Origin of the sequence: Salipaludibacillus sp. CUR1, from assembly GCF_021028955.1 — a bacterium.
GTDB lineage: Bacteria > Bacillota > Bacilli > Bacillales > Salisediminibacteriaceae > Salipaludibacillus.
Genome location: NZ_JAIWPE010000064.1, coordinates 211,454 through 223,307, shown reverse-complemented (window position 1 = coordinate 223,307; position 11,854 = coordinate 211,454). Strand labels below are relative to the sequence as shown.

The 11,854-nt window shown below is 39.4% G+C and carries 14 protein-coding genes; 6 read left to right on the top strand and 8 right to left on the bottom strand.

The genetic code is table 11. The features are described 5' to 3' along the window. Positions 1-75: 75 nt before the first annotated feature. A complete protein-coding gene (locus K8O68_RS14060; RefSeq protein ID WP_230897486.1) occupies positions 76-366 on the top strand; it encodes a 4a-hydroxytetrahydrobiopterin dehydratase in 291 nt (96 codons plus the stop codon). A 235-nt stretch (positions 367-601) separates the two neighbouring features. Continuing rightward, positions 602-1,108: a hypothetical protein gene (locus K8O68_RS14055; protein ID WP_230897485.1), complete on the top strand. Its 507-nt coding sequence runs from the start codon at positions 602-604 to the stop codon at positions 1,106-1,108. 90 nt (positions 1,109-1,198) lie between these two features. Here K8O68_RS14055 and K8O68_RS14050 read toward each other — a convergent pair whose 3' ends face one another. Then, the gene (locus tag K8O68_RS14050) at positions 1,199-1,822 is read right to left on the bottom strand and encodes a pyroglutamyl-peptidase I (RefSeq protein ID WP_230897484.1); all 624 of its coding nucleotides are present in this window, start codon (positions 1,820-1,822) and stop codon (positions 1,199-1,201) included. Between the two features lie 152 nt (positions 1,823-1,974). Here K8O68_RS14050 and K8O68_RS14045 point away from each other — a divergent pair, with 152 nt between their 5' ends. The 4 genes from K8O68_RS14045 (at position 1,975) to K8O68_RS14030 (ending at position 3,671) form a co-directional block, all read left to right on the top strand. Next, complete coding sequence (locus K8O68_RS14045; RefSeq protein WP_093049916.1) at positions 1,975-2,187, top strand: DUF1659 domain-containing protein; 213 nt, start codon at positions 1,975-1,977, stop codon at positions 2,185-2,187. A gap of 39 nt (positions 2,188-2,226) precedes the next feature. Beyond that, positions 2,227-2,448 carry a DUF2922 domain-containing protein gene (locus tag K8O68_RS14040; RefSeq protein WP_230897483.1) on the top strand — a complete coding sequence of 74 codons (222 nt, stop codon included), beginning with the start codon at positions 2,227-2,229 and terminating at the stop codon, positions 2,446-2,448. A gap of 89 nt (positions 2,449-2,537) precedes the next feature. Next, positions 2,538-2,762, top strand: coding sequence for a YvrJ family protein (locus tag K8O68_RS14035; protein WP_230897482.1), 225 nt, complete (start codon positions 2,538-2,540; stop codon positions 2,760-2,762). Between the two features lie 192 nt (positions 2,763-2,954). Next, positions 2,955-3,671 (top strand): Crp/Fnr family transcriptional regulator, encoded by a 717-nt coding sequence (locus K8O68_RS14030; RefSeq protein WP_230897481.1) that lies wholly within the window; start codon positions 2,955-2,957, stop codon positions 3,669-3,671. 43 nt (positions 3,672-3,714) lie between these two features. Here K8O68_RS14030 and K8O68_RS14025 read toward each other — a convergent pair whose 3' ends face one another. The 7 genes from K8O68_RS14025 to iadA all read right to left on the bottom strand — a co-directional run bounded on the left by K8O68_RS14025 (position 3,715) and on the right by iadA (position 11,807). Then, the gene (locus K8O68_RS14025; RefSeq protein ID WP_230897480.1) at positions 3,715-4,320 is read right to left on the bottom strand and encodes a TetR/AcrR family transcriptional regulator; all 606 of its coding nucleotides are present in this window, start codon (positions 4,318-4,320) and stop codon (positions 3,715-3,717) included. A 257-nt stretch (positions 4,321-4,577) separates the two neighbouring features. After that, the gene (gene trhA, locus K8O68_RS14020) at positions 4,578-5,216 is read right to left on the bottom strand and encodes a PAQR family membrane homeostasis protein TrhA (RefSeq protein ID WP_230897479.1); all 639 of its coding nucleotides are present in this window, start codon (positions 5,214-5,216) and stop codon (positions 4,578-4,580) included. 36 nt (positions 5,217-5,252) lie between these two features. Further along, the gene (locus K8O68_RS14015) at positions 5,253-5,903 is read right to left on the bottom strand and encodes a hypothetical protein (protein WP_230897478.1); all 651 of its coding nucleotides are present in this window, start codon (positions 5,901-5,903) and stop codon (positions 5,253-5,255) included. Positions 5,904-6,083: 180 nt separating this feature from the next. Further along, entirely contained in the window at positions 6,084-6,344 is a 261-nt protein-coding gene (locus K8O68_RS14010; RefSeq protein ID WP_230897477.1) for an LSm family protein, read from the bottom strand. 104 nt (positions 6,345-6,448) lie between these two features. Continuing rightward, positions 6,449-9,889: an efflux RND transporter permease subunit gene (locus tag K8O68_RS14005; protein WP_230897476.1), complete on the bottom strand. Its 3,441-nt coding sequence runs from the start codon at positions 9,887-9,889 to the stop codon at positions 6,449-6,451. Next, positions 9,886-10,335, bottom strand: coding sequence for a MarR family winged helix-turn-helix transcriptional regulator (locus K8O68_RS14000; RefSeq protein ID WP_230897475.1), 450 nt, complete (start codon positions 10,333-10,335; stop codon positions 9,886-9,888). The genes K8O68_RS14005 and K8O68_RS14000 overlap by 4 nt, the downstream gene beginning before the upstream one ends. Positions 10,336-10,637: 302 nt before the next feature. Further along, positions 10,638-11,807 (bottom strand): beta-aspartyl-peptidase, encoded by a 1,170-nt coding sequence (iadA, locus tag K8O68_RS13995; RefSeq protein ID WP_230897474.1) that lies wholly within the window; start codon positions 11,805-11,807, stop codon positions 10,638-10,640. Positions 11,808-11,854 lie beyond the last annotated feature (47 nt).

Genomic DNA, 11,854 nt, shown 5'->3' with positions numbered 1-11,854 from the left:
TTTTCTGACAGGATTTGATATGATATCCCCAAATGAATCGCAAGAATATTCAATTAATAGGAGGGAATGCGTTAAATGATCTTAACAAATGAGGAAGTACAAGCCAATTTGAAAGATTCACAAGGCTGGGAGCTGGAAGGAAACAAGTGGATCCGCAAACAGTTTATCCTGCCTACTTTTCCGAAAGCCATCCAGTTTGTAAACGAACTGGCTGACCTTGCCGAAACCCGACAGCATCACCCCTATATTATAATTGACCATAAACAGATTACAGTGAAATTAAGCACTCTGGATGAAGACGGTTTAACTCAGAAAGACTTCGAATCCGCTCATGCTTATGATAAGACTTACCAAAGATATACTTAATTAAAAAAGTTTATCGGGCAAACAATGGCTGTAAGCCTTCGCCCAAAGTGAACGGCAAAATCCATTAAATTTATGATAACTGTATTCTCCGAAGATGAAGCATTGCCAAGCAGTAAAGTATGTGGAGCTAAAGTATAAATAAGACACGACCTCTTTACCTTGGGTCGTGCCTTTTTTGTTTCTCGTTTAGGCTGTGGTAAAATGGAAATATCACTTAATCTTCGGAGGAAACGTTATGCAATGGATCTATTTATTAACAGGTACAATAATGGGTGTTATTTCCGTTTACCACCTTTTTACTCATAAACACCGCAAGTCGACACAGGACTATGTCATCTACCGGCTGAATGACCGGAAAAAGATTCCGACAGGTTCTAAAGCGTATAAAAGGTCGCTCATCGCAGCTTATGCCGTACTTTTTTTGAGCATTTTTCTATTTGTTGAAGTCTTCAATAATTTTTTCAACGCTACTATTCTCTTTTTGATCATTTTCATTTTAGGAACCTATGTATTAGTTACTCTCGATCGAATTTTTGAAATCCAGGGAGAAGCACTGATATTCGCCGGTTACCATGCCAGATGGGGAAAAATCAGATCAGTTCAATGGGGAAAAAGGAAAAAAAACAAATCGCAGCTTATTATGGAACTTGGCAAAGGCCAGAAGATAAAAACTTATATCCGTAATGACGAAGCAGATGAGTTAGAAAATATTCTATCGAATTACGTTTATTTTGAAAAATAATAAAGGGGCTGGCTTAAAAGTAAAACTTTTGAGCACAGCCCTTTTTTATGGAAATTAATGTAATTCATTTTTCTCTATATTTTAAAAAAATTAATTAATTTCTTTCAGTTTGCTGATTACTATTTTTAAGGCTTTTTCCTGGGTGGCGATATCCATACTTGGAAGATGAGGCTGAGAAGCAGTCATATCAGGAGTCGCGGGGACATGTATAAAACCGCCTTTAACAGTGCTGCCTGTTTTATCGATTTCATACATTAGAGAGTATAATGTAGTATTACATATATAGGTCCCGGCACTGTTAGATATTTTTGCTGGTATCCCTTTTTCCCTCAGAGCACTTAATAAGTCTCTTATTGGCAGAGTAGCAAACAATCCGTCAGGCCCGTCCGGTATAATAGGCCTGTCTACAGGCTTGTCGCCCGAATTATCTCCTCTGTCCCCTTCACCTGCCGAGTCCTGTATATTTATTCCTGTTCTTTCGAGATCAATACTTGACCGTCCCACTGCCACCCCAAGGCACAAAACAACATCCGGGTTGAATTCTTCCATTTGTTTCAACAGCGGCGGCATACACTTTTGATAGACGACAGGAAGAGTAATTGTTTGTATGTCAATACCTTCGAAATTGTATGTCTCTGCCCTCTGCAAAAGTTCCATCGTAGGATTAGTGGTTAAGCCGCCGAAAGGCTCAAAGCCGCTGATTAAAATGCGCATTCCCTCTTTTCCTCCTTTTACCCTCATACTTCTTTCATTCATCTTTTTCATCTTATCAGAATTAATAGGATTTCTGTCAAAAATTAATTTGCTGCCCCTCCTCCTTTTTGGCACATATCTTGTACTTATTAGACGAAAGGAGGTGATCAGACATGAATGAAGCGGTTTTCACAAGACTCTCATTAACGTTCCTCACAGGTGTGGATGAAAAAGGAAATGAAGTTTATCAGTCCAGGCACTTCCGGAATGTTAAACCCGGTGCAAGTAATGAAGCTCTTTTTACAACAGCACAATCGCTCGCTTCACTACAGCCATATGACCTTGATAAAGTGGAGCGAAACAACACCTATGAGCTTTATGAGTAAGTAAGTTTAAATTAAATGTTAATATACGGGGGTGAAGAAATGTCTAAGCGATTAGAATTACTTTTCAGCAACGAAGATGGCGCCAGTGTGACGATTGGAATTGATGAGCCTGCCGAACCTGTAAATCCGTCTGCAGTGGCAGAGGTTATGGACGTCATAATTGCCCAGAACGTATTCGTATCTTCAAAAGGGGACCTAATCAAAAAAAGAGGTGCCAGACTTGTTGAACGAACTGTAGACGTAATTGATATTGAGGTTTAATCCGTATCCGTAATTTTCATAGATTTTCATGGCAACTTGCAGATTATTCTACAAGTTGCCTTTTTTATTCATACCGGGAAGGAGAGAAAATGATGGAAATATGGTTAAGTGCTGCCGGTGAATACGGTTTTCCTATCGTTATCACCTTTTATTTACTTTACCGGATCGAAAAGAAACTGGATAACCTGAACCAGTCTGTTCTTCAGCTGCAACAGGTTTGTCCTGTCCGCTCTGTAAAGAAAAAAAGCCAAGTAAAAGGAAAACCTTCTAACAGTCGGCAAACTTTAGATATCGTGGTAGAAGAACATTCCTGAATCCTATTAAAAGCTGTCTGTCTATGTCAACTGTCAGACAGCTTTAATATATATTTAAAGTAAAAATGTAATAAAATGTTCTTTATTAAACTCATCAGTCCTTGTTTCTATATGCTACGATTGGTACAAATGCTTGTTAGCCAGTATTTAAACCGGGGAGCAAAATGAGTTTTTTGAGGGAGTGGATAGTTAATGAGTCAAGAAGCGAAAGTCCAGACGCTTCCAACTTTTTATGAACTGGTATCCAAAGAAACAAGACAGTTATTATATGAAACAGGGTCTGAAATTTCTGTTACAAAGGGCAGCTTATTACTTAGGGAAGGCGAATTGCCTGATTATATTTACTTTATTAATAAAGGGCAAGTCAGATTAACCAAAACCTCTTCAGAAGGTAAGGTCTTCTTCCTGCAGAATAAAAAACAAAATGATTTAATTGGCGAATTAAGTTTATTTAACCATCTTAACTCCCAATTTAACGCAGAGGTGACACAGGACGCCGAGTTATTACGTTTTAAACGGGATGAATTAGAGAAACTGATGATTAATAAACAGGAATTATCTGTTGCTTATATGCAATGGCTTTCTTCTCAGAATCATATAATGATGGCGCAATTCAGAGACCTCGTCTTTTGCGGAAAACAGGGTGCCGTTTTCTCCATTTTAATCAAGTTATCTAATGAGTACGGAATAGAAGTAAAGCAGGGTGTTCTGATTAACAGGAAGGTAACAAACCAGGAACTTGCCAATTACGTTGGCGCTACGAGGGAAAGTATTAACCGGATCTTGAAAAGGCTGATCAAGCAAAATGTTCTTTCAGTAAATACTAAATATATCACTATCCATAATATAGATTTTTTAAAAAACCACTTACGCTGCCATAATTGTCCCTTTGAGGAGTGTACAGTTTAACCAGAAAAAAACTTTCTCAGCTTAAACGCATGAGAAAGTTTTTTCATTTACAAGGTGTAAGCCCTCTGACAAACAGATCAACACTATCTTCAATAAAAGTCTGTAATGGGATTTGCGCTACTTTTCTCCCGCCTAACTGGAAGGACATAAAATAACCGAGGTTCATCCATAAAAAATTCATCGCCTGGACTTCAGCATCTGTTTCAATCATTTTTCCTCTTTTTTGCATTTCTTCAAAATAATCGACTAAATAATTTTTCAGACGCTTAGGATTTTCCGAAATTTTTTCCCCAATAAACGGATGGGTATGCCTTTCCTGAAAGGACAACAGTACCATTTTGTAATTATGCTGATTATATTTATGGTAGGTTTCGCTTACCCTTTTTAAATCTTTTTTCAAGTCATATTCCACATGGTCATATAAAATGGTTTTCATATCTATTAAATAAGAGTAAACTTCAACGGCTTTTTCTAATATATTTTGTTTGGTTCCAAAATGCCTGAACAGGGTCATTTCACTGAAGCCTGATTGAGCAGCAATTTCTTTAGTAGTCACTGCCTTAAACCCTTTTTTCTCCATAAGATCTATAGCGGTTTCCAAAATAATTTCTTCAGTGGACATTCCTTGCTTATCTTTAATCTCAATCATATCTTTCACCACCTGTCCTTAATGATTGTTCAAAAGATCACAATGTGTTAGTAGTAACTAACAACTTACTTTCATTATAAAGCCTCACATTGAAAAGAATCTGTGAATTAATTTACAATATTTTATCAGCAAGTTGACAACTTAGTGACAGTTGTATTATTAGTAAGTTAAGTATGCCCGCAAAAAAGCTCCTTAATGAATTGATGTCAGCAATTCATTAAGGAGCGTTTATACAGAAATTAAATTACTTGACCTGGCTAAAGCAAATAGACGAGTATTGAGAAAAAGTGGGCTGCACTGGCGAGAAGGACAAACAGATGCCAAACAGCGTGATGGTAGTAAAATTTCCGCCAAATATAAAAAATGGTCCCTACCGTATATAAAACTCCTCCAGTAATAAGAAGCACCAGTCCGCCAACAGGAATAGCAGCTGCTATTGGTTCAAGTGCAAAAACAACCATCCAGCCCATTAGAATATAAACCAGAGTGGAAATTATTATAAACCGCTTCACAAAGAAAGCTTTAAAAATAATACCTCCTACAGCCAGGCCCCATACGAGTGAGAGCAGAACCCAGCCTTTTGGCCCTTCTACAACAATGACCATTATGGGTGTATAGGTGCCTGCTATAAACAGATAGATCGCTGAATGATCCAGAATTTCAAATATATTTTTAGCTTTGCCTTTCGGAAAACTGTGTACAAGTGTTGAACAAGTGTACATCAGCAATAAAGTTACGCCATAAATCGTAAAACTGATAACATGGGCAGGCCCCCCGTATATACTTGAGTATACAATAAGTAATACTAAAGCCGCGATACTCAGCAGGACACCAACCCCATGGGTGATCGCATTTGCCAGCTCTTCTTTTTTTGTAAAAGTGTGCGTACTGCCCATTTTTAACTCCTTTTATTTGAAGAGATTGAACGGTCTCTACTGAATATACCTGATTGATGAAAGTTTCCACCCATCTTCATCGGTATAGACAAGTTCTATAGCTCCCTCAAAAAGAAAACTGTCATCAGCATGAGTGTAAAATTCATATTCGCTCACGAAAGTTTCTTGTGACATATCCAGAGAAAAAGAACGCTGACGGATATATGCCATATTATTAAGCTGCATATAATGGAACGTCCTTATATTGTCCTCTTCATCGGTTACTTCCAAAACCTCGTTTTCTTCCTGTACAGTTATATTAGAAGCTGTTAACCGTTCTAATTCAGTATGATTTCTCTCATGCATATATTGAAACAGTTCCCGGGCGCTCTGGTCAAGTTCATTCCTTAATTCCAATTCCTGCTGATGCTCTTCATCTGATTCAATAGTCTGTTGTTTATAGGTAAGTACGTCATCTTTCAACTGTTTGTTTTCTTCTTCTAAATCCTTAATTCTCTTATTGTACTGATCTTTTTCATCCAGCTCTTTTTCAAGCTGTTCCACAAGCTTTTTGTTTGTAGCTATCAGGGTCTCCATATCCTCTGTCTCCTGGAAACCTCCCTGATCATTTGATGACTCATTATCATTGTTTGTGCAGGCAGAAATGATAAGGAGAAAACTGATTATTAACAGCACTTTGCTTTTCATTTTCTTTCCCCTCGATTTTCTGAATTTTATTACTAAAGTCTTTATGTGACTATAGTTGGTAACTCTTTTAGTTTATCATTATCTTCCATTGAATGAAAAGATCTTTTAAAACCAGAAAACCAACTCCATTCGACATGGAGCTGGTCTCTGCCGCAAGTCTCTTATTTTAATCCCTTTTCTTTACCAGACGAATGCTGCTCCTAAAAAAAATCCTCCAATCGCCGCTAAAGCAACCGGCACTACCGGATAATAATACCCTGGATAAGGTCTGTAATAGCCGTACCCGAAACCGCCAAATCCTCTATCCTGCTCTAAATAGACATATTTACTGTCTACATTGACAATTCTTCCCCGATATTCTCTTCCTGCTACATCCGTTATACGGACTTTTCTTCCTTTATACCGACAGCACATATCATAATAATAGCTTCCCTGACTCACAGCATCACCTCCTCTACTGTACATGATTAGTGTATTGCTTCAACACGTTTTTTGGTTGGACACAAGCCCTTCATAACAAAAAAAGAGAAGGGAAGCCCCTCCTCTTAAAAATTGTTATCCTTATTATTTCTGTTTTTATCCACTATTTTTTCCAGTATATCGAGTAAATCATCTCTTGTCATTTGAGATGAACGATGCCGGTCTTTTCTCGATGGAAGGTTCAGAGGGTCTCCGTCTTCGGATTCAGACAGGTCTCTATAAAAAGTACTGTTCGTTTCATCCTTTAACGTTTCTTTGTCCTCTACCTCTTCATCATACTGGCTGAAAGGCTCATCATCAGCTTCTTTGTAAAAATCGGAAAAATCCGGTTCCTGTTCAACAGATGACTGATTTTCAAGCTGGTAATGACGTCTCTCTTTACCTTGGTCATCGGTGTATTTGTCATCAAGTAAATAAGCTGGAATCAATTTGCCGTCCGGCATCATATATTTCTTATTTAAATGCCTGGTGTCTTTATCAAAAAAGCTGTAAATAACCGGGATTAACACAAGCGTAAGAAATGTCGCGCTGATCATCCCGCTGATTACTGTAATGGCTAAAGGCTGCTGTATTTCCGTCCCTTCACCAAAGCCCAGAGCTAAAGGTATAAGCGCCAAAATTGTAGTGGAAGCCGTCATTAAAATCGGTCTTGCCCTGTCTTTTACCCCCTCTACAATGGCTTCATAGCTTCTGTACCCTGCTTCTTTACGCTGATTAATGTAATCAACAAGCACAATCGAGTTATTGACCACAATACCTACTAAAACAATAATCCCTATAAAGCCGGTGACGCTGACCGGTGTCTGGGTAACCGTTAATCCAATAGCCACTCCGATAACTACGAGCGGTACTGTAAACATAATCACAAACGGGTATTTAAGCGACTCAAACTGGGCGGCTAAAACGAGATAAACGAAGACTATTGCCAGAATCAGGGCCAGTGTCAGATCACTGATGGCGTCTTCCAGAAGCTGCTGGTCACCTGTGTAGGAAATACTTGTTTCACTTGGCAGACCGTAATCGTCAATCGTGTCCTGAACAAGCTCGTTTATCTCACTTAAATTATAATCAGACCCGAAAGAGAGGGAAAATTGTACAGACTCTTCCTGGTTAACCCTGTTAATTGTTTCTGGACTTTCTCCTTCCTCTATATCCGCCAGGTCAGCTAACTGAACAAAGTCTCCTTCTGGATTTTGCAGTAATAATTCTTCAAGGGCTTCGAGCTCTCCAATAAATTCTTCATCGTAACGAACATGAACTTCAAATACATCATTTTCATCAGTTACAATTTGAGTGGCAAATACGCCTCTTGTTTTATTATCCACTGATTCTGCAATTTGGGCAGGAGTAAATCCTTCTTCGCGTGCTGCCTCATCATCGATTAAAATTTGAAGCTCTGGAATTGTTTCTTCCAGTGTATTTGTCACTTCAGTGAACTCATTCATATCTTCGAATTCTTCCTGTAAGTCTTGAGCTGCTTCTTCCAGACGCACAGGGTTTGAATCATTCAAATCAAAGCTGAACGTATTTGGGTCGCTGCCGAAAGAGGCATCCATTGAAATGGAAATATCAGCGTCAGGTGCCGCTCTTTCAATATCCTGCCGAATATCTTCAGAGAAGTCCATCGTTGAAACATCCCGTTCCGATACAGGAACCATAGTTACATAAATAACAGCTTCATGGCTCGTGCCGTTTCCGCCTGTCGGTCCCTGATCACCGCTGGAGCCTGTTACGGAAGTATAATGTTGAATATTATTATAGTCATCGAGTACGTCTTCTATTTCCTGGACATCTTCATAGGTCACATCTAACGGCGTGCCCGGTTCATTTTCTACATCAATTTGGAAAAAGCTTTCATCAGTCGCAGGTAAAAACTCTGTACCCACTGTTGTGACCCCAAAACCGCCTGCTAAAAGAAGCAGTAGAGTAACAAAAAAGACTACAAACCGGTTTTTCAGAGACCACCTTGCCGACCTGTCAAAGAATGAAACAAACTTTGAGTTCTGACGTTTCTGTTCAATATTTTCTTGAGGTGCTTTCAGCCACCGGCTGGCGAGCATTGGAACGACAGTTAACGCGACTGCCAATGAAGCAAGTAAACTGAACGACACAGTCAACGCAAACTCCCTGAAAAGATTTCCTACAATACCTGAAATAAACACGACTGGCAAAAACACTGAGATAGTAGTTAAAGTAGAAGCCGTTATGGCAGTTGCTACTTCTTTAGTACCGTCCAGAGCCGCCTGTTTAGGCTCTTTTTTCATTGAAAGATGCCTGTAAATATTCTCAATCACTACAATCGAGTTATCGACCAGCATCCCTATCCCAAGGGCCAGTCCGCCTAAAGTCATAATGTTTAATGAAAAGTTGGTAAAAAATAAAAGTACGAACGTGACAATAACGGAAAAAGGTATGGCGATTCCTATTAATAAAGGTGTTTTAAAACTTCTCAAAAAGGCGAAAAGAACGAGCATAGCGATGATTCCACCAGCGACAAGCGCCAAGGCGACATTAGCCACCGCATCATCAATATATTCCCCCTGATTGAAAAGCACAGCCGAGTCTATGTCGCTGTATTGATCCTCAGCCAGTAAATCGTCAAGTTCATTTATGAATGCTCTGGAAACCTGAGCTGTATTAGCATCTGACTGTTGCTGGACACTCATTAAAATACTTTCATCCTGATTAGTCCGGGTAATAACATCTGAAGGTTCCGGTCCTAATTCAACATCAGCTACATCTGCTACTGCCACATCGTCTCCGGTTTCGGGGTCTACAGTCACGACGATATTTTCAATATCTTCAACGTCCCCCATTTCAAACAACACACGGGTAGTGAGGTCCATATCACCGTCACTGACGATGCCTCCCGGGGCAGTTATATTATGCGCCTGTAAGGCCTGAACTACATCTGACTGATCCAGGCCGTTTTCCTCAAGTAAATCCTGGTCAAGGGACACCTCAATTTCATCTACAGCGTCACCTAGTAAATCAATAGTTGCAACTCCGTCAACCCGCAAAAGATCTGTTTCCATTTCCTGCACTAAACCATCTAAATCCACATCTTCATCCGCAGAAGAAAGGGATAACTGAATAATTGGAAACTGTGAAGGATCAAATTTAAAAAATTGAGGCTGATTCGCTCCAGATGGTAAAGGAGCCTGATTCATCCTGCTTATAATATCGTTTTCCACATCATCAATGGAAGTCGTCCAGGAAAATTCAAGAATCGTTAAAGAAGAACCTTCCATTGAAATCGAACTGATATTATTTAAGCCTGAAACAGTTGAGAGACTGTTTTCCATAGGTCTCGAAACCTGGTCAACAACTTCCTGGGGGCTGGCATCATCATAGCTTGTAACAACAGCTGCAATAGGAGCCTCAATATCAGGAATAAGCTTTAATGGTATATTTGTCAGTGACACTGCTCCTAACAATAGAAATAATGCCATGGTTACTAGTGTAAAAACGGGTCGTCTGATGGAAAATTGGGTCAAACCTCTCATGGTGCCTCCCCTTTCTGCGTCTTGCCTATAATATGATTAAGTTTATTTAACACATCTCTTATGCTGAGAAGATCTGATTCTGTCAATTGTGATAAATATTTATTAGTTATTGCACTGCGATTTTCTTCCATCTGGTTTAAGAGGAGTTTTCCTTCAGGGCCAAGTGTCAAAACCGTATTTCTCCGGTTATTTTTATCCACTTCTCTGATAATTAAATCCATCTGTTCAAGCTTTGCAGCCATCTGGCTGATGGCGCTTGCCGACACATTCATAAAGTAAGCCAGATCCTTTACATGTTTAATATCTTTCCTACCCACAAGAAAGAGCATCAATTGCTGGTTAGATGATAATTTATTTTCTAATTCACTTCCAAACTCGTGATTTAATTTTAAACTGATATCTACGACATGCTTTTCAATTTCATCTACTATTTTTTCAATAGACATAGCACACCTCCTAAACTATTAAGAAATTTAATTATTAACTTTCTTAACTATAGCGGTCGTAAAATACCTTGTCAATTAGTTTGAACTGCCCCCTAAACAAACGGAAAAGAAGCGGGACAAGGGGCCGCCGGACGGACTGAAAATCACTGCTTTTGTTCTTTGTCAGAGTGAATCTCCTGTATATGTAAAAACAAAACTCCGAACAAATATCGTCACATATGTCCGGAGTTCTTTATGGTTACTATTCTTTTTGTCTCAGTTTTATGCCGCTTAACACTATAAGAAATTTCAGGAAATGTATATTATTCAAATGTACCTTTAACTCTCTGAACAGAATCTTTCATTAACCACTCGCCGCGAGCCAGAACACTGTCAATTGTAAATGTCTTTTTATCAATTAAGACAGCATCAGCGTCTTTCCCTTCACTGACAGTCCCCTTATCATTGAGCTTCAAGATACGTGCCGGATTATCCGTTACAGTTTTTAACACCTGTTCCAAAGGAAGCCCTTCTCTCATAAAAGCATCTTTAACTTCGGTAAACAGACTTGAGACTTTCCCAATGCCTAAACCAGTAAAATTTCCATATTTATCAAATTTCGGGAGGCTTCCCTGTCCATCCGAAGTAAACGTGATCTGTTCAATTGGTACACCGGCCTCCAGCATCCTTTTAAGACCTTTGCTGCACTTCAAATCGCTGTCTTTCTCATCATCAAGGCTGCTCGTTGTAAAATCAACATACCCGCCTTTTTTTGCATACTCGATCCCCCGTTCCAGTAATGGCAAGCACCGGTTTATATGAGTTGGCCAAAACTGGGAGATAGGAATATCAGTCATTTCAATTACTTTTTCTATAAGATCAAGCTGCCCAGGGCCATCACCTACATGTATATTAACAATTCCTCCTTTTCCTGACAGAATGCCTCCAATCCTGGCTTCACTGGCAAGGCGGGCAAGCTCTTCGACAGTAGGCTGGGAGGAACGGTGATCAGCAATAGCTATTTCACCAGCTCCAATAATTTCATCGATCAGCATAATGTCATTTTCGAGCGAGCCGGTCAACGTTTTAATTGGAACATGATAATTACCGCTCTGACAATAGCAGCTGATCCCTTCTTCTTTTAACCCTTTCGCTTTTGCGATCAGGTTGGCCATCGTCCGTGTTGTCCCATCAGTTCCTATGACACCTACCACACTCGTTATGCCAGCTTGGATACAGTCAGAAAGCATTAATTCGGGTGTCCTCGTTTTAAAGCTTCCTTCCCCTCCCCCTCCGGTAATATGTACATGGCCATCTATAAAACCAGGAACTAGATACTTCCCATCTGCATCCATAATTTCTGTAAATTCACTTAAGTTTTCGAGGTCTATACTTTCTGCCAGAGCTATGAACTTACTTCCTCCTATTAATACATCCTTTACTCCTAGAGGAGCTGGTGTAAATACATCAGCATTTTTTATAACTGTAAGCACCTGATCCCGCCTTTCCGGATTTTTAAATTACTTCTAAAATATAGCAT